This window comes from Neobacillus cucumis (assembly GCF_016908975.1).
Classification (GTDB): Bacteria; Bacillota; Bacilli; order Bacillales; family Cytobacillaceae; genus Neobacillus; species Neobacillus cucumis.
Genome location: NZ_JAFBEX010000014.1, coordinates 25,070 through 42,736, shown reverse-complemented (window position 1 = coordinate 42,736; position 17,667 = coordinate 25,070). Strand labels below are relative to the sequence as shown.

Sequence of the window (17,667 nt, the reverse complement as noted above, 5' to 3'; positions counted from 1 at the left end):
AGACATTTATGATAAAATGGATAAGAAAATACGAACTTAGGGGTGAGACCGTGTTCACTTTTTTAAAACAAAAAGCTAGTAATCTTTATCCAGGCTATTTTGCCTTGGTAATGGCCACGGGGGCACTCTCAATTGGGACATATCTGCTTGGAATGGTTTTGATTGCTAAGCTATTATTCTGGATTAATGTGGCTGCCTATCTTAGTTTGTGGCTCCTTAACATGATTCGACTTTTTTACTATTTTCCTAAAATGACAGCCGACCTGACGAGTCATACCATCGGTCCGGGCTTTTTTACGTGGGTGGCTGGAACGAGTATGTTTGGCTGTCAGCTTATTATTGTGACAAAGCATTACATCATGGCTACCTATTTATGGGGGCTGGCGATTTTGTTATGGCTGGTCATTATGTATACTTTTTTTTCTGCGGTAACGATTCGGCAAGATAAGCCGGCGATCGCGGAAGGGATTAATGGTGCTTGGTTGATTGTTGCTGTAGCAACGCATTCGATTTCGATCCTTGGAACATTGCTTTCTCCTCATATTGAGCGTGGGCAGGGAGTGGTTTTGTTTTTTACTTTATGTATGTATTTTTTAGGGTGTATGTTGTATCTCAACATTATTACGTTAATTTTTTACCGCTTTATGTTTGTAAAGCTTGAACACTCTGCTTTAACACCGCCTTATTGGATTAATATGGGGGCCGTTGCCATTACGACGTTGGCGGGTTCTTCCCTTATTTTGCATGCTGCGGAATGGCCGCTGCTGGTTGAAATTACTCCTTTTTTAAAAGGGTTTACGCTGTTCTTCTGGATTATGGGTACATGGTGGATTCCGTTAATGTTAATTTTGATGATCTGGCGCCATCTTTATCATCGCTATCCGATGACCTATGATCCTCAGTTCTGGGGAATGGCCTTCCCGCTGGCGATGTACACAACAAGTACCTATCAATTATCTAAAGCGCTAAGAGTTCCGTTTCTAACCGTCATTCCCCGCTTTATGATCTACATCGCCCTAGCCGCCTGGATATTCGTCTTTTTCGGCATGCTCCACCATATGCTATTTAAGAAGCATGGGGACGGTTCTTCCGCTTCCATCACTATGTAATAACATGGAATCATGGGGACGGTTCTACTGCTTCCGAAGCAGTAGAACCGTCCCTGTGATTTTTTTATCTGTTTCAAAATAGAATTTTGTCAATAAGTACTTAATAGAGTGGAAAATATTAGGAGGAAACGTGTTCATTCCCCAGGAAATTTGAAGGGATTTAGAGAAAGTTGTCGAATTCCTACAAAAGTCATCCCGACAAATAAGAATAAATCCTAAAACCATCATGAAATACCATTAAATGGTGCCTGTCACCATAGGATATATAAAAGGGGGTTATATAGATGAGGTGGTTGAGGAAGGTTCGAGAGAGATTTACGGGGTTAACTGATGCGATTGCTCGTTTTCCGTTAACGTCTTTATTCCTGTTGGCGGCAGCCGTGATCAATGCGTATTCAATCAGCACAGAGAAAGACCATTCAAAATTCCTGTTAACGTTTATTTTGGGGGCGTTTCTTAGTGCAGTCGCCCAGGTTGGTTATGAACGATTCTATACGAATTCATCAGCCCGGCTGATTCTAATGGCTGTGGTGATCTTATTGACGGCAGGATATTACATCATTATTCGACCTGCGCCAGGCTTAAGCACGGAAACTGAAATTAGAACAGCCGTTGCCTTGTTTGGTTTGCTTTGGGCTTTTATTTGGGTGCCGGTCATCAAAAGTACCGCCAGTTTTAATCAGAGCTTTATGATCGCCTTTAAAGCGCTGTTTAATTCTGCCTTTTTCTCTGCGATTATATTCGCGGGGATCAGTATTATCCTGGCTGCCTTCAATGAGTTGATTTTAACAATTGATTATACCTTTTACCCGCATATCGCTAATCTTGTTTTTGTTCTGTTTGCGCCGATGTACTTCCTATCACTCATTCCAAGTTATCCCAACGCAAACGAGGGAAGTATTAAGAAAGCAGCACACATCCCGAAGTTTTTAGAAATTCTGTTATCCTATATCCTCATCCCACTTCTTGCTGTGTTTACACTCATCATTGTGCTATATATCGTTAAAAATCTTAACGGCCAATTTTGGACCGATAACCTGCTTGAACCCATGCTGGTTTCATATGCTATTACGGTAATATTGCTATATATATTGGTAAGCGATATAGACAATAAGTTTACCATCACTTTTCGAAAAATTTTTCCGAAGATCCTTATACCCATCGTTCTTTTCCAAATCGCATCATCCGTCATCAGTTTGACGGACACAGGTGTCACACACACCCGCTATTATGTCATTTTATTTGGCATTTTTGCTGCGATAGCCGGCCTTTTATTTAGCCTTTTACCAGTGCGAAAAAACGGTCTCATTGCAGCCTTGTTAATTCTGTTTGCAGCCATTTCCATTGTGCCGCCAGTCGATGCCTTTACGATTAGCCGCAATAGTCAGATTAGCACGCTAAAAAATGTTCTTTTGAGAAATGATATGCTTGACCACAATGAAATCAAGCGTAATGGGGCGATTTCACAAAAGGACCAACAGATAATTACCGATACGGTTTTTTACCTGACAAGGATGGAGTATATAAAAGAAATCAACTGGCTGCCAAAAGGATTCGATGCGTATAAAGATTTTTATGAGACATTTGGTTTTAAGGAGTATCAACAATCAGGGGATATGAACCAATCTATTTATCTGAATGTAGAGCCATCCACTCCTATGAATATTTCGGGATTTGACCGATTTATCCAAATTGATCTTTATAAAGCCGGTCAAGATGGAGAAGAGGAGATTAGCGAATTCAATAAAGCGGGGAAAACGTATACGCTATTAAAAGAAACAAACGGAAATCAAGTCACCTTAAAACTAATGGCAGAAAACAATAAGGAATTGATCCGTTTTAACACACAAGAAATTTTTGATAAATATGATAACTATCATGCGACTAAGGAGACGATTCCGGCAGATGAGGCTACATTTACCAAGGAAAATGACCGTGCCAAAATCACCATAGTGGTCCAAAATGTCAGCATTGAGAAGCAGTACAACCAGAACAATGCAAGTATTTATTTGTTTGTTCAGATTAAATAGCGACGGCCCCTCTTATGTAGAGGGGTATTTTCAGTAATAAAAAATAAGGAATGGATCGTATGGTAAGAATAAACCTATAGAAAGGGGGATGACAATGGACTTAACAATTAAATGGAACGGAAAAATGGCTTTTGCAGGAACAACTCCTTCTGGCCATGAAATCAAAATGGATGCGGCACCGGAAGTAGGCGGCGAGAATACGGGGGCAAGGCCGACCGAGCTGCTCCTGCAGGCAGCAGCCGGCTGTACAGCGATGGATATTATTTCGATTTTGCAAAAAATGCGGCTCGAGCCCACTTCGTTTCAAATCGATGTAGACGGTGAACGGGCGGAGGAACACCCGAAGCGTTTTACCAACATCAACATTCACTTTGCCTTAGATGGAGAACTGCCTGAAGACAAAGTCATCCGGGCGATTCAACTCTCTAAAGATAAATACTGCTCCGTTTCCCATTCATTAAATGCAGAAATGACTGTCAGCTACTCCATTAACGGGATAAAAGGAGAAAAGGCGATTTAAGATTTCAAAATGACTAAAATCACGGGGACGGTTCTGCTGCTTCCGAAGCAGCAGAACCGTCCCCGTGATTCTTTGAGCATTTGGTTTGCCTTTTATGCTATTTTCATATATTCTTAATCCGAGATATTATCAACTGAGATAACTAAAAAGGAGATTTTTGAATTATGAATATATTAGTAGTAAAAGCAAACAACCGTCCTGCTTCAGAAGCGGTATCAAGCAAAATGTATGAGACTTTCATGGAGAATCTTGAAGGTGTTAACGTAACAACTTACGATGTATTTGCAGAAGACATGCCATACTTTGGCCAAGACCTTTTCAATGCATTTGGTAAATTACAAGCTGGTGAAGAGTTAACAGATCTTGAACAGCGTCTTGTGGCAGCTAAACAAAAAGCGATGGATGCTCTAACAGCAGCGGACGTAGTAGTTTTTGCCTTCCCATTATGGAATTTAACAGTCCCAGCTAAATTGCATACATTCATCGATTATGTAGCTGGAGCAGGTTTTACTTTCAAATACACTGAAGCTGGCGTAGTTGGTTTGATGTCTGATAAAAAGGCTGTTATCCTATCTGCACGTGGTGGTATTTACTCAACACCTGAAGCAGCTCCAATGGAAATGGCAGCTACTTATATTAAAAATATGGTCGGCGGCTTATTCGGTATGGAAATCGTTGATGAAGTCATCATCGAGGGGCACAATGCGGCACAAGATCAAGCGGAAACGATTATTGCTGAAGGTCTAGCAAAAGTGGCTGCAGTAGCAAAACGTTTTTCAGCGGTTAAAGCTTAATTTATCAGAGATTTGTTCATAAATATATGAAATATGTGCTTTAAACCTACCTTAGTGTTATGAGGTAGGTTTTTTGTTGTAAATGGAAATAATTTTAGAAAAAGAGGTTGCGGAGGTTTTTCCTTTTGGCTGATTTAAAATATTTAGAACCGACTGAGCTGCTTGAAAAAATCTATGCCACGTTATGCTCGGAGTATGAGGATGCCGAGCATTATAAAGACGAAAAGGACCAGAAGGAAATAGAGGTCACGAAAAGCCGGTTAACGAAGAAGATATTTAATGAATTTGTGGTTGACGAAGAGTATTTTTTGACAATGGATTCGGATGTATTTAAGGAAAGATACCATTTATATGAGGATGATTTTTTGCGGCTGATTAAGCAGTGCAGTGAAAATAGGGTGGAGTATGATACGTTTGTGCAGATTATTGATGACCTAATTGCCAGTGCGAAATTTCGGCTCCATGCATTCGAACAATTAACGGAGGAGATTCAGAAGATACAGGAAGTGGAGGAGACGGAGGAAGAGAGTGAGGGAACTGAGGCAAGCGAGGGAGGGGAAGAGGAATAACATCTTTGGAGTCAGGTCCAAACCTAGGAATTGAATAGGAAGCCACCCTGTATTGACTCTGGTTCCAGAGTTGCACGGGATGGCTTTCTCTTTTTTAGGCCCGTTCCCTCATCCGGTCGGGCAGACTTTGGATGGACTGTACCACTAAATCTAGTTTGGACTCGATGCGATATAGCAAATAGAGTGATACGACGATTGGGAAGCCTACTTCACTAATGAGGGGAATGATTTGTTCCACGACAGGTTCCTCCTTTCGGTTTTGATCTGTAATAGAATGAAAGAAAAGGCCGGTTCCACTAAGAATCCGGCCTCCTATTATTGTCCAGTTACAGCGCCTAGCCCCTCGAGGTCACAAGCATATCCAGTTGCGGCTCCTTGGGACTCTAGACTTTAGCCACCCCCTAAAGAAGGCAAAAAGCGCCTTCTTACAGGGTGCGTCTTAGTCTAGAGTCCCAGGGCAGTCGCCTCCACATTTAGGTCAATCCGTCCAAAAGGTTAAAAGGCAACCTTTCGACCGGCTTGTCTTGAGCTTGGCTACAGAAAACTATCGTTTTCTGTTCGCATTAAGGGAGACTAATCTCTGGCTACGCTTTGTTTGCCATCGATAAATCTCCCTATATCGGGGCTGACCAAGGCGCTTCCGCTTTTCTAATTATGCAAGCTCATAATCTGTCACGTCACGGTTGATTACTCTAGCTCCTTTTGAAGCGACAAGTTTACCGCCAGCAGTAGTGAAAACATCTGCGGCAATAATCTGTGCCATCGAAAGTTTCACCACATTCTCATCAACCGGCTCCTTTGGATTCTCAACCGAGATGCGAGCCGTCTTCCCAAACTCCGTACCAAACTGCAATTCCAACGTCTTAGCCATTCAAATCACCTCCTTTTCCCTGTCCTAGTGTTGTTAATGGTGACAGGCACCACATTAACGATGCTGACACCACGTTATCCGATGATTTCGGAGTTGTCGGTGCGTTCTACTCGGCTTAGGGAGTCATTGCATAGAGCAGAGATCGCTTGGGCTGCTTGGAATAGCTGGTCCACGGTTGCTTCCTTCTTGATGTTGTTGAATGTTTTGGATTTTAGGATCGGGTTTCCTTCGTTATCGATGCCAGCATCGAATAACAATCGAAGTTTCGTTCCTGCTAGTAAGGCTTGAGCCATTGTCTATCACCTCCTTTCGCCTTATATATATAGTTTCATAGGCAAAAAGGACAGGTGGTGGGAAAAATTTTTAAAGAAGTTGTTTTGCATCGCATTTTGTCGATGGGATGGGGATTTCTCACTGCCTGTAACCTCTTTCAAACCCTTCCAATTTCTGCTAGAATAATAGTCATAACGACGCATCTGCTCATGTTAAGCAAATGTTAATAATGTAATGGTTTACTAGATGGAAAATTGTGTGATAAGGAGATGGTAGGTTGAATCGTTTGAAAACGAAGATTATTTCATCAGCATTTGCCCTAGGCGTCATCAGTTCCGTCAGTTTCCTATTGCCGTCAACCTCTTATGCCCAGACACCACTGAATGTCCCGCTTATCTCGCAATTACCAGAATTAAAGAATGGCTGCGAGGTTACGAGTCTATCCATGCTGCTTCGATACAAAGGTGTGAATGTTACGAAAATGACGCTGGCTAGCCAAGTGAAAAAAGATCCGACCCCCTATCGTGTATCCGGAGGTACCATCTACTGGGGGAACCCCAATACTGGATTTGTCGGGGATATTACCGGTCGTTCCATCGGTTATTCTGTCTATCATGGTCCTGTCTATCAGTTAGCTAACCGATATACCAATTCAATCGATTTAACAGGTAACTCGTTTGATGTCATTTTGAAGCAATTAGACCAAGGAAAACCGGTTTGGGTGATTACCACAAGTACCTTCGCAACCGTACCAAGCGGTCAGTGGCAAACGATCCAAACGCCAATCGGTCCGCTGCGAATGACATTTCATGAGCATAGCGTCCTGCTTACCGGTTATGACCAAAACTATGTCTACTTCAATGACCCACTTGCTAATATAAAAAATCGCAAGGTATCGCGAACATCATTTATTAATGGCTGGGAGCAATTTGGCAGACAGGCGATTACATATGGATCTATCAGAGGTGTTCTTGATAAACCGGTTGCAAATGCAACCATTAATGAAACCTATAATCTATCAGGTTGGTTTTTAGATGAGAGTAAAGTGTCCAAGATTGAAGTATTAGTTGACGGAAAAGTCGTCGGCCAGGCCGCTTATGGCGATTCCCGACCAGATGTTCAAAGAGCGTATCCATCCTACAACAATGGTAATGCCGGCTTCCATTATGCGTTGGACACGAAGAAGTTGAGTAATGGAAACCATACAATAACAGTAAAGGAAACAGGCAAAAACGGCTGGACTAGTACACTGCCTGGTAAGGCTGTCAACGTATCGAATGCAAAAGGTATGTTAGATACTCCGGCAGTAAACGAGAAAACAAAGGGACAGTATAATGTAAAAGGCTGGTATTTGGATCCAAACGGCGTCTCCAAAGTAGAAGTATTGGTAGATGGAAAAGTGGTCGGGCAAGCCGTTTACGGCGATTCAAGACCGGATGTCAAAAATGCCCATCCGTCCTACAACAATGCCAATGCTGGCTACCACTATACCCTTGATACTACGAAACTAGCAGACGGAACTCATACGATTACCGTTAGAGAAACGAGCAAAAAGGGTCTTGTCTCGTCATTGCCAAATAAATCGTTTGTGATTTCCAATGTCAGAGGGAGTCTCGATCAGCCCGCAGTAAATAGTACGATTAGTGGCAGCAAAACGGTATCAGGCTGGTTTTTAGATGAAAATAGCGTTGCGAGGATTGATGTGCTGGTGGATGGAAGGGTTGTTGGCCAGGCGGTTTACGGCGATTTACGACCAGATGTTCAAAAAGTCTATCCAGAATTTCATAATGGCAATGCCGGCTATCATTATGTGCTGAATACAAAAGGGTTTAGCAATGGCAAACATACGATAACAGTTAGGGAAATAGGAAAAACCGGCAGAATTACAACATTGCCGGGAAGAGTTGTAACCATCTCAAATTAAAAGGCTATGTTAAAAGTTATTGATATTCTGGAACGATGTTGAATGGAGCGGAAGGCGCTCGACTCCTCGAAAATGCTGTCGCATTTTCTTCGTGCATGGGCAGATTCGAAGAAGTAATTTCAATGTCCTGCGGGAGTACGGGGCAGGGGAGACCCCAAAGGCGCATCAGCGACGAGGAGGCTCCCCGGCACGCCCGCGGGTAGCTTGACGCCTGGAGCGGAAATCAACATCCATGTTTAACACAGCCAATTAAAAAGAAAGAGGTTGATTCTAAAGCGAATCAGCCTCTGTTTTTTAGCGAAACAACCATTATTCAACCTTTAAAATAAAGTAAAACAATTAGACCAATGATTAGTCCAATGAACAAAAGAGACCCCAGCCCTGTACTATATACAAAATAAACTCTAACATTGATAATCACATGAACAATAAAGAAAATAAGCAAGCAACAAAGTAAAAAAATAATTAAATTAACATTCTTATTCCTATTCCTATACAAAGGAAACAGCCCCCATCTTAGTAGGGAATTTAGGATTATAACACCCTATCTATAATATTTTCCTTTCGTTTGAAATATTCATCATTGCCCCATTTACTAAATCATATTCATGGCTTAAGCTCAAGTCCAGCTCGTAATTTTTTAAGCGCACTCCCTTTCCACTGCTTTACGGCAGAAATGGATACTTTTTCACGTAAGGCAATCTCCTTTATGGATAAATCCTCTAAGAAAGTCGAGGTTACCCACTTTTTTTCTTTTTCCGTTAAACCATGACAATACGCTAGCACTTGCTCCATCCCCAGCGGGAGAGGCGAGCAGCTTCCTTCGATCAACCCCCAATATTCCTCTTTCGGATACACATTGCCAGCCTCATACCGGCTGCACCTGGTCAACTCTAGTAATAGCTTCCCCTTAATATAGCTATAGGCATAATTGGTGAAGGTTCCTTTTCCCGCATCAAATCCCTTTTGTGCTTCCCAAAGCCCAATTAACGCTGTTTGATAGAATTCTTCCCGATTGCGGTAAATTGATAAAGATTTCAAGATTCGGTGAATCATAGGTGTATATTGGACGACTAACTCCTCAAAGCTAACCATTGCTAGATCCTTTCGGGACCCGCGCGCGTCTCTAATTTTTCCTAGGTAGCTCTACCATAACGAGAAACGCGAATTACAGCGAATTGCACTTTTTTGAATTTGACGGGGAAAAAGAGTTGAAAAGGATGATTTTTCTTTTAAAATAAAAAAATTGGAGGGGATTATTGAAAGATGAACGAAATTTTGCAGGATTTGTTGTTTGGAGCTGCAGAGTTTTATTGATATCACCAAATTATTCCTGGTTTTGTATAATTCTATTAGGCTCTTGTAGAAATGCCTGCTAGTTGTGTAGAATTCGCTTCTCTTTTTGTAGAATTCCGTCCTAATCTTGAAGAATTCTAAATTCAATTGGTAAAATTTTCAATTAAAGATGGAATGAACTAAGCTATGGTCTGTATAATGGCTAGGAGGGGGTGCGGAATTGGAAACCATTATGAAGATGTTTCACCATTTGGATTGGGCGAATCAACGTATTTTAGAAGCTTTGAAATCGAAAGAAGACCAGGCAAATCAGGCCAAGCTACAATTCTCCCACATCTTGCTTGCGGAAGAGGTTTGGTTTCAGCGGATCAAAGGACAAGACAGTAATCCACTAGCCATCTGGACAGAACTTACGATAGAAGAGTGCTCGAAGCTTGTTGAAAAAAATAAACAACATGTTGCCAGACTTTTTGCAGGGGTGTCTAAGGAGGATTTGGAGGAACGAATCGTCTATAAAAATAGTACTGGCCAAGAGTTTTCCACTTCCGTCAGGGATATTCTCACGCATGTGGCACTTCATGGACAGTATCATCGAGGTCAGATTAACCGGCTGCTGCGCCAAGTTGGTCATGAGCCTGTAAATGTTGATTTTATTACGTTTGTCAGATAAGAAGTGAGACTTCTATTGGACAATATAATGGTTTTTGTCCAATAGAACATCATGCAAATCTATTTCAAAAAGGACCATGATTCTATCAAAAAAAGACTCTTGCTGTGACTTTTGAAACTGAATCCATTCCCATATTTTGCTATGATAATATCGTCAGTTTATCCTCTGCTGAAGGGAGCCCTCTATGAAAGATCAAGGCAAAAACTCCGATTTAAATCCGTATATGAATTCCGCCCCGTCTTTTCAGCCGCCATGTATCTCCGCTCATTGGGAACAGCTATTTAATAAAATGAATATATGTTTATGGTCCGTAGATGCCAGTACAAGGAGAACACTGCAGATCTCCTCATCCTGTAAAACCATTTTGGGGTATGATCACGATGAGTTTATGAAGAATGCATCCTTGTGGGAGGATATCCTGCATCCAAATGATAAAGAAAACGTCCTAGAGCAGCTGCTTTCCATCCAATATGGTCAATCAGCCAAGCTGGAGTACCGAATTCGTACACCGTATGGAGACTGCAAATGGGTTTCGGATTATGTCACTGCCGTTTACGAGAGAACTGCTAAAGCCTATGTTTCGGTACGCTATGACCGTGTTGTCATGGATATTGACCACCGAAAAAAGACCGAAGAAGAACTCAACTACCTGTCCTTTCACGACGCCTTAACAGGATTACCGAACCGGCGGAAATTAGAAAAGGAACTCCAAAATGCACTGATTGAGGCGGCGAAACACAAGCGTTTTGTGGGAATTTTATTTATTGATATCGACCGTTTTAAAGATATTAATGATTAACTAGGCCACAAGATGGGTGATAAATTTATCCAAATGATGGCCAGAAGGTTAAAAGAAAATTTACACTCCGATGCGGTAATCTCGCGCCAGGGCGGAGACGAGTTCGTTGTTTTATTAAAAAATTTACCCCATATTCATGCGATTGAGGGTATCACGGTCCAAGTGAATCGGGTCATGGCGAAGCCGATTAAAATACTTAATCGTGAATACCGGCTCAGCGTCAGCATTGGGACCAGTATTTTTCCAGACCATGGCCATGAAGCAGATGTTCTCATGATGAGGGCGGATCAGGCGATGTATCTCGCAAAAGAAACGAAATCAGGGATTCAGCAATATCAAAATGGCATGTCGAAAAGCCTATCGCGAAAGATGCTATTGGAACAATATCTTCACAGAGCGATTGAAAATCAAGAATTGTATCTGGAATATCAGCCGATTATCGATGTCCAAACACAGCAGATTATTGGTTTGGAGGCACTGCTTCGCTGGAAGCACCCCATGTTGGGGCATATTTCACCAGGGGAATTTATTCAAATTGCGGAGGAGTCGGAACTGATTTTAAACTTGAGCGATTGGGTGTTATTTACCGTCTGTAGGCAGCGTCAGTGCTGGATGGAGCAGGGGTTGCCGCCGTTTTATATTTCAATCAATGTACCTGCAAGGCAAATCCATCAAGATCATTTTATTGAGACAATTAAACGGGCATTAAATCAGTACAGCCTGCCTGCTGATTTTCTAAAAATAGAAATCACTGAACGCACCGCGATGACGAATGTGGAGAAAACCTTATCAACGATGAGAGAGTTGCAGGAATATGGAGTTGATATTATCTTAGATGATTTTGGCATCGGTTATTCGTCAATCAGTTATCTGGTTCAGTATCCGTTTAATACGATCAAGATTGATAAGTCGTTTATCCAGAACCTTACCCACAATGCTAATCAAAAATCAGTTTGCCGCTCGCTGGTGGCGATGGGGAAGAACCTTGGCATGAATGTGGTCGCAGAAGGGGTCGAGGAACGTGAACAATATCATTATTTATCTAGTATCGGATGCGATAAAATGCAAGGTTATTATTTTAGTAAACCCATTTCCAACGATTTGGTCGAGCATTTTTCAAGGCAGAGCTTTGTTTTACAATAAATATGCTTCCACTTTTTTGAAAAAAATCTTGTATTCCCTATATTATGGGATTACGATAAACCTTGACTATGAATCTATCTAGGCAATCAAGGCGGGGAGAGAAAAGCAACTATGCGAAGTTATCTAATTTTGGGAATGTGTGCTTTATTTTTAGTCCAATATTTTGTAGAGGTTAAGTGGCTTGAATTCATTGTTGTCGGCTTGTCGTTAGTGGCTTTCTTAGGCAGTGCCTTTAAAGCTAATCGATTTCCACGCTGGCTCGGCATCATCATGATGACGGCTGGCATTATCATCGAATGGCAAAAGGGAACGGGGGTCCAAGGGATTAGTGATGGCATTTTCTTAATTCTGCCATTGATTTGCTTGTTGGCACTCGCACCGCTTCTATCGATCCCTTTACGGCTCAGCGGCTTCTTTCACGCTATTGAGGTCCTATTGCGAAATCTAAAGCACCAGCCGAAAAAATTATACGCTGGCATTACGGGAACGCTGTTTTTATTAGCCCCGGTCTTAAATTTGGGTTCGGTTCGAATCTTAAATGAGTTTTTGGAAGAAATTAAGCTGCCTTCGGCCATGTCGGCCAAAAGTTACCTAGTCGGGTTTTCCACAGCGATTCTTTGGTCACCGTATTTTGCGTCTGTTTCACTCGTGCTGCACTACTTAAATATCTCTTTTAAAAAGTATATTTTGTTCGGAATGGGTTTGTCATTATTATCATTAGTAGTTGGGAACCTGTTGTTTGCTCTTTGGGAAAAACGCCATCCGTTGATAGAGCCATTAACACCGGCCGCTCCACTTGAAAAACAGCATCAAAAGCAGCTAATGAAGCTGGTCTTATTTGTTTTCCTGCTAATGGGGTCCTGTTTAGTGGTGGAGAATTATACCCATTGGTCGATGATTGTGATTGTTTGTTTGATGTCTATTCTTGTTCCTGCCTTGTACGGGACTGTGACAAATGATTGGAAGCGGATGGTTTCTCCATTAATGGACTTCCGCGATCGAACCGTTCCAATGCTGAACAATGAAATTATGCTGTTTATGAGCGCAGGCATGTTGGCCTTTGCGATGAAGGGGACTAGCGCTGCTAATGGAGTGAGCAGGTTCCTTAGCCTGCTGGCGCACCAATCCTTTATCCTGTTCGCCCTTGCGGTGATGATGCTTGTTTTATGTGTCACCTATATAGGAATCCATCAAATTGCGGCTGTTGGGGCATTGGCCATGCAATTAAATCCTGCGGAGTTAGGGGTGAGCAATGTTAGTTTAGGATTACTGCTCCTGCTTACTTGGTCGATTTCCACTGCTCTCAGTCCTTTCTCCGGTTTGAATTTGATGGTAAGCCGTTTTGCCGGCCTATCTGGAGTTCAAACGGGTCTTCGTGCCAATGGACTGTATTTATCCATCCTAGCGCTGATTGGAATCGCCATTATTTCTTTTATCGGATAAAAACAATAGAAAATGGCTTGGAGCTGTTCCAAGCCATCATCCTTATTTTTTCTCTAACAGCCATTTGGCAACCACTCGCGATTCCGCGGCTGATAAAAGATGTCCTGGCATCTTATCAGTACCTTCCGAAATCACCTTAAATAACTTATCTTCTGAGTATTTACTGCTGATATTTAAAAGAGATGGTCCAACCGCACCTTTTAAATTACCTCCATGACAGGCTGAACACTTATTTCCATAAAGCGTCTCTCCATCCAAAGCTTCCTTCTTGTCAGCTGTATTAGATGAACAGCCCGCTAACAATAAAAGCGATAGCCCTGCAACTGCCCATTTCTTCATATATAATCCTCCATAACCAAAGTTAGACAAAACACTTCCTAACACGATTATAAAGTGTATAAAGATGGAAACAGGGCTGAAAACTTGAAAGTTTTCGTACAATTACATGTGTGCGAGCGACCCATAGAAGAGATCGTTAGCCAATATGGCAACTAGCACTAGGCATCAATCAGTTGAACCTCAGATTCATGCACCAACTGTACATTAAATTGACTGTCCTTCTGCCGGATTTCCCAATAACCAGAAAGATATTTATAAATAACAAAATAAAGCTTACCATTATAAACGACAGTTTCTTGACTCATCCCCATACCACCCTTTTCTCAATTCTCGAGTGATAGTAACTATATTCCATCATTTGCTAAAATATGACGAAAATCTAATAAAACTATTAACATAGTCCTATAGTGAAAAATGGTGTCAGGCACCATTTTTCAAATATCAACATATTTAATATGAACAGTGTCGATATTTGATGATAGAAACTAGTTTCTTGTATTCGCTTTCAACTAGTAAACTTATTTACACAGGGAGTTTTAATATAAGGGGTTATCGCACATGACAAATGAAGATTTATTTATGCAAATTGAAAATCTACGATTAAAAATGATAACTGTAGGGCTTTCAAAAGGTTTTACCTCTGCTGAGACGGTAAAATTGAGTGAAAGACTTGATAGATTAATCAACCTGCAAATGGGCTTAATAGAAGAATTAACAGCATGATGTGAACAGAAAAAATAATATTTTCCCAACAACATAGATGATATATAACGTTTAATCGTAAAATTCGGTACAAGTAAAAAAGGTCGGCTCGCAATGGGATGTGCTAGCCGGCCTTTTTTTAGTATTAGAAAGTATGAATTCCAACTTTGAGAATGGTCCAGCTCTAGGCGCCATCGGCTCGAGGTCACATCACAAGCTTATCCAGTTGCGGCTCCTTGGGACTCAAGGCATAAGCCATCCCCTGAAGAAGGCAAAGAACGCCTTCTTACAGGGTTCGTCTTAGCCTAGAGTCCCAGAACAGTCGCCTCCACATTTAGATCAATCCGTCCAAAAGGTTAAAGAACAACCTTTCGGCCGGCTCGTCTTGTGCTTGTCGCCGAAAGCTGAGCGCCTTGCGCTTTTCTTTTAATAGTGAGGGTAGCCGCCATAATATGGGGAAGGACAGCACCCTGTTAAAGCTCCTGCCGTTAGCCCGTCGGGGTAACCGCCAACAAATGGTGAACCGAAGCCTCCATATCCGTATCCAGGGTAACCCCAATATCCATGATGATGGTGATAATATCCTCCAGGGTAGCCACCATAAAATCCGCCGTGATATCCACCATGATATCCATCATGATATCCGCCGTATCCTCCAAACATGCGCATATATCTCCTCTTCTATTTTTAAGGTAGGGCAAGAATCGCTTCTTACACCACTAATGTATGCATGATAGATGTCCAGTGAATGGGCGAGAGAGGTTTAATCAAGGGTTCAAAGTCTTGTTTCAAATGATAAGAAAGCATAAATTTCGATTTTGAGAATTGTCTAGCTCCAGCGCCTAGCCCCTTGATGGTCTACAGCCACTCCCAAAATGAAGGCAAAAAGCGCCTTCTTTTTGGGTGCGTCTTATGCTTGTCGGGGCTGACCAAGGCGCTTGCGCTTTTCTTAGCTCGCTGCTTCTAATTTGGTTTCCGCAGCTTATCACGTAATCGATGTAATTGCTCCATGAGCTGTTCATACTCGTGTAGCTCAATCTTACAGGTTTCGATTCTCTCACCGACTTGCTGGATAATCGAGGGCTTTTGTTCATAGGCTTTCTCTTCTAAAAAAATAAAAACCTTTCTCTCATCCTCCGAGGAACGTTCCTTATGGAGCCAACCGTTTCCTTCCATTCTTGCAATCATCGGGGTCAACGTTCCGGTTCCGAGATTTAATCTATCACCTAACTCTTTAACCGTTACGCCATCCTTTTCCCATAATGCTAATAGGACTAAGTACTGCGGATAGGTTAACCCGAATGGCTGAAGAACGGTGGTATACAGTTTCGTAAATTCACTGGCTGTTTCATAAATGGCGAAGCATAATTGATTTTTTAATGTAAAGAAGTCTTTCAAGTGATCACCTTATGAAAATAATTTCTTAATATCCTGTTCCATTTTAAGAGGGTCCACAGTTGGGGCATAGCGTTCCAGAACCTGACCATTTGCGTCGACCAGAAACTTAGTGAAATTCCATTTAATATTTTTTAAGAGAAGTCCTTTTTGCTGTTCCTTTAAAAAAGTAAATAATGGATCGGCGTTTTCTCCGTTGACATCAATTTTGGCAAACATCGGGAAGGTTACCCCATAGTTTACTTGGCAAAATTGAGTCGTTTCATCGATATCAGCAAATTCTTGGTTGTTAAACTGGTCGCATGGGAAGCCGAGCACCACGAGTCCTTCATCTTGATATTTTTTATATAATTCCTGAAGTCCTTTAAATTGCGGGGTAAAGCCACATTTGCTTGCTGTATTCACAATAACTAATGGTTTCCCTTCGTATTCCTTCAATGATTTCATATCCCCGTTAGGCATTTTAACAGTAAAATCATAAACCGTTGTCATGGTATTCCTCCTTGAAAAAATATATATCGTAGACGTTTTAATCGTACACGATTAAATATTGTAAATCAATTATTTTCGTCTCCGTTCTTTCGACTTTTTTATTTTCATAATCTTTGTGGAAGGCTGTTTGCGAATCCATTTAATAAAACTGGCAAGCTTAGCATCTACTCTTAGTTCAGTTAAAGTGGTAAGCCTAGCAGCGATTTCTTCATTGGTGTAGAGGGCGTGAATTTGCTTGTGACAGGGGATGCAAAGGTTCGCGGTTGCCCCGAATGTTCCGCCCATTTCTTTTGGAAGCAGGTGATGGACCGTTGTCTCCACCTCTTGCCGACCGCATAGCTCACAAATCCCCATTGTTTTTTCCCTCCCAATATTTTGGTACTATTATGGACAAGAAGTGTTTTTAGGATTCGGAGTTTGGCGTGAAAGGAGAATGCTATGCGTTATTTATTTTTGTTAATCATATTGATACCGGCAGCAGATATTGGATTATTAATCTTATTTGGGAAATCGATCGGTTTTTGGCCAACTTTGCTACTTATTATTTCAACCGGGGTCCTTGGCGCTTATTTAGCGAAAAGGGAGGGGCTACAAACGATTCGAAGGGTCCAAGAGCAGTTAAGCCGCGGTCAGCTTCCGGGTGATGCCTTGTTAGACGGAATTTGTATTTTGATAGGCGGGACCTTTTTATTAACACCAGGGTTTGTTACCGATATTATTGGTTTTCTCATGCTTTTTCCACCGACGCGGAAGCTATTTAAGGTTCTCATTATGTATTTATTCAAAAAGAGGATCAACAGAGGGAATCGAAAAATTATTAAATAAAGCAAAAAAGGTTGTAATCCTATCACACAGACAGGCTACGACTTTTTTCAAAATTGCCCTACATTATCCTTTTTCAGCAAACACACACCATGGCAGCCTAGCATACATTGAACTAGGAAATCCAATTGTAAAGGATGTTCAACTATGTCCCTTAATCCTTTCCCTGTTAAAATTGATACGGTGAGCGGCGGGGTTGTCCAATTTGGAGGAGCACTATTTGTTTCACCAAAAAGCGCTTCAAAAAACGCATTCGGTTCAGGTTCTTCTAATACTGGCGTTAATATTTTAAACGTAAATGGTCCTAGCGCAACCAATGCTACTGATTGCGATGTTATTGATCAGCCAATCGTTCAAGATGCATAACATAATGGAAAAGGCTGTCATAAAATGGCGGTCTTTTTCCCTGTTTGTAACACCATGGAAATAATTTAGCAGTGAGAATTGTCCTATTTGTTGCTATATTTACTTTAAGT

22 protein-coding genes and 1 pseudogene are annotated in these 17,667 nt (G+C 41.5%); 13 read left to right on the top strand and 10 right to left on the bottom strand.

Annotation, left to right across the window (positions count from 1 at the left end; translation table 11 throughout):
* The first annotated feature begins 50 nt into the window (after positions 1-50).
* From JOC76_RS18765 to JOC76_RS18745, 5 genes are all read left to right on the top strand, one after another.
* Positions 51-1,109, top strand: coding sequence for a tellurite resistance/C4-dicarboxylate transporter family protein (locus tag JOC76_RS18765; RefSeq protein WP_307784741.1), 1,059 nt, complete (start codon positions 51-53; stop codon positions 1,107-1,109).
* Positions 1,110-1,393: 284 nt separating this feature from the next.
* The gene (locus tag JOC76_RS18760; RefSeq protein ID WP_205180138.1) at positions 1,394-3,139 is read left to right on the top strand and encodes a DUF4153 domain-containing protein; all 1,746 of its coding nucleotides are present in this window, start codon (positions 1,394-1,396) and stop codon (positions 3,137-3,139) included.
* A gap of 94 nt (positions 3,140-3,233) precedes the next feature.
* Positions 3,234-3,659 (top strand): OsmC family protein, encoded by a 426-nt coding sequence (locus tag JOC76_RS18755; RefSeq protein ID WP_205180135.1) that lies wholly within the window; start codon positions 3,234-3,236, stop codon positions 3,657-3,659.
* Between the two features lie 164 nt (positions 3,660-3,823).
* Positions 3,824-4,453 (top strand): FMN-dependent NADH-azoreductase, encoded by a 630-nt coding sequence (locus tag JOC76_RS18750; protein WP_205180134.1) that lies wholly within the window; start codon positions 3,824-3,826, stop codon positions 4,451-4,453.
* A gap of 125 nt (positions 4,454-4,578) precedes the next feature.
* The gene (locus tag JOC76_RS18745; protein ID WP_205180133.1) at positions 4,579-5,022 is read left to right on the top strand and encodes a hypothetical protein; all 444 of its coding nucleotides are present in this window, start codon (positions 4,579-4,581) and stop codon (positions 5,020-5,022) included.
* A 94-nt stretch (positions 5,023-5,116) separates the two neighbouring features.
* On the opposite strand, the gene JOC76_RS18740 is transcribed toward JOC76_RS18745, so the two are convergent.
* From JOC76_RS18740 to JOC76_RS18730, 3 genes are all read right to left on the bottom strand, one after another.
* Positions 5,117-5,260, bottom strand: coding sequence for a YvrJ family protein (locus tag JOC76_RS18740; RefSeq protein ID WP_205180132.1), 144 nt, complete (start codon positions 5,258-5,260; stop codon positions 5,117-5,119).
* Between the two features lie 414 nt (positions 5,261-5,674).
* Positions 5,675-5,893: a DUF2922 domain-containing protein gene (locus JOC76_RS18735; RefSeq protein ID WP_205180131.1), complete on the bottom strand. Its 219-nt coding sequence runs from the start codon at positions 5,891-5,893 to the stop codon at positions 5,675-5,677.
* A gap of 74 nt (positions 5,894-5,967) precedes the next feature.
* On the bottom strand, positions 5,968-6,186 hold the full coding sequence (locus JOC76_RS18730; protein WP_205180130.1) for a DUF1659 domain-containing protein: 219 nt from the start codon (positions 6,184-6,186) through the stop codon (positions 5,968-5,970).
* 257 nt (positions 6,187-6,443) lie between these two features.
* Here JOC76_RS18730 and JOC76_RS18725 point away from each other — a divergent pair, with 257 nt between their 5' ends.
* Positions 6,444-8,090 carry a C39 family peptidase gene (locus JOC76_RS18725; protein ID WP_205180128.1) on the top strand — a complete coding sequence of 549 codons (1,647 nt, stop codon included), beginning with the start codon at positions 6,444-6,446 and terminating at the stop codon, positions 8,088-8,090.
* A gap of 606 nt (positions 8,091-8,696) precedes the next feature.
* Here the strand turns inward: JOC76_RS18725 and JOC76_RS18720 are convergent.
* The gene (locus JOC76_RS18720; RefSeq protein ID WP_205180127.1) at positions 8,697-9,185 is read right to left on the bottom strand and encodes a sigma factor; all 489 of its coding nucleotides are present in this window, start codon (positions 9,183-9,185) and stop codon (positions 8,697-8,699) included.
* 421 nt (positions 9,186-9,606) lie between these two features.
* On the opposite strand from JOC76_RS18720, the gene JOC76_RS18715 reads away from it, so the two are divergent.
* From JOC76_RS18715 to JOC76_RS18700, 4 genes and pseudogenes are all read left to right on the top strand, one after another.
* Complete coding sequence (locus tag JOC76_RS18715) at positions 9,607-10,056, top strand: DinB family protein (protein WP_205180126.1); 450 nt, start codon at positions 9,607-9,609, stop codon at positions 10,054-10,056.
* Between the two features lie 184 nt (positions 10,057-10,240).
* Positions 10,241-11,167: pseudogene (locus JOC76_RS18710) on the top strand (diguanylate cyclase domain-containing protein); the annotation flags it as partial.
* On the top strand, positions 11,150-11,998 hold the full coding sequence (locus JOC76_RS18705) for a putative bifunctional diguanylate cyclase/phosphodiesterase (RefSeq protein WP_307784745.1): 849 nt from the start codon (positions 11,150-11,152) through the stop codon (positions 11,996-11,998). The pseudogene JOC76_RS18710 and the gene JOC76_RS18705, both read left to right, overlap by 18 nt.
* Positions 11,999-12,109: 111 nt before the next feature.
* Positions 12,110-13,441: a hypothetical protein gene (locus JOC76_RS18700; protein WP_205180109.1), complete on the top strand. Its 1,332-nt coding sequence runs from the start codon at positions 12,110-12,112 to the stop codon at positions 13,439-13,441.
* Positions 13,442-13,483: 42 nt separating this feature from the next.
* Here the strand turns inward: JOC76_RS18700 and JOC76_RS18695 are convergent, their stop codons facing one another.
* On the bottom strand, positions 13,484-13,780 hold the full coding sequence (locus JOC76_RS18695; RefSeq protein WP_205180107.1) for a c-type cytochrome: 297 nt from the start codon (positions 13,778-13,780) through the stop codon (positions 13,484-13,486).
* Positions 13,781-13,938: 158 nt separating this feature from the next.
* The gene (locus tag JOC76_RS18690; protein WP_205180105.1) at positions 13,939-14,085 is read right to left on the bottom strand and encodes a hypothetical protein; all 147 of its coding nucleotides are present in this window, start codon (positions 14,083-14,085) and stop codon (positions 13,939-13,941) included.
* A gap of 253 nt (positions 14,086-14,338) precedes the next feature.
* Here JOC76_RS18690 and JOC76_RS18685 point away from each other — a divergent pair, with 253 nt between their 5' ends.
* Complete coding sequence (locus JOC76_RS18685) at positions 14,339-14,503, top strand: aspartyl-phosphate phosphatase Spo0E family protein (protein WP_205180097.1); 165 nt, start codon at positions 14,339-14,341, stop codon at positions 14,501-14,503.
* Between the two features lie 405 nt (positions 14,504-14,908).
* Here the strand turns inward: JOC76_RS18685 and JOC76_RS18680 are convergent, their stop codons facing one another.
* The 4 genes from JOC76_RS18680 to hlpB all read right to left on the bottom strand — a co-directional run bounded on the left by JOC76_RS18680 (position 14,909) and on the right by hlpB (position 16,723).
* Positions 14,909-15,151 carry a hypothetical protein gene (locus JOC76_RS18680; RefSeq protein ID WP_205180095.1) on the bottom strand — a complete coding sequence of 81 codons (243 nt, stop codon included), beginning with the start codon at positions 15,149-15,151 and terminating at the stop codon, positions 14,909-14,911.
* Positions 15,152-15,445: 294 nt separating this feature from the next.
* Positions 15,446-15,880, bottom strand: coding sequence for a MarR family winged helix-turn-helix transcriptional regulator (locus JOC76_RS18675; RefSeq protein WP_205180093.1), 435 nt, complete (start codon positions 15,878-15,880; stop codon positions 15,446-15,448).
* A 9-nt stretch (positions 15,881-15,889) separates the two neighbouring features.
* The gene (locus JOC76_RS18670) at positions 15,890-16,369 is read right to left on the bottom strand and encodes a glutathione peroxidase (protein ID WP_205180091.1); all 480 of its coding nucleotides are present in this window, start codon (positions 16,367-16,369) and stop codon (positions 15,890-15,892) included.
* A gap of 69 nt (positions 16,370-16,438) precedes the next feature.
* Positions 16,439-16,723 (bottom strand): HNH nuclease-like protein HlpB, encoded by a 285-nt coding sequence (gene hlpB / locus JOC76_RS18665; RefSeq protein ID WP_205180089.1) that lies wholly within the window; start codon positions 16,721-16,723, stop codon positions 16,439-16,441.
* A gap of 84 nt (positions 16,724-16,807) precedes the next feature.
* Between hlpB and JOC76_RS18660 the strand changes: the two genes are divergently transcribed.
* Together JOC76_RS18660 and JOC76_RS18655 are read left to right on the top strand one after the other, a co-directional pair.
* Positions 16,808-17,194 carry an FxsA family protein gene (locus JOC76_RS18660; RefSeq protein WP_205180087.1) on the top strand — a complete coding sequence of 129 codons (387 nt, stop codon included), beginning with the start codon at positions 16,808-16,810 and terminating at the stop codon, positions 17,192-17,194.
* Between the two features lie 144 nt (positions 17,195-17,338).
* Positions 17,339-17,557, top strand: coding sequence for a spore germination protein (locus JOC76_RS18655; protein WP_205180085.1), 219 nt, complete (start codon positions 17,339-17,341; stop codon positions 17,555-17,557).
* Positions 17,558-17,667 lie beyond the last annotated feature (110 nt).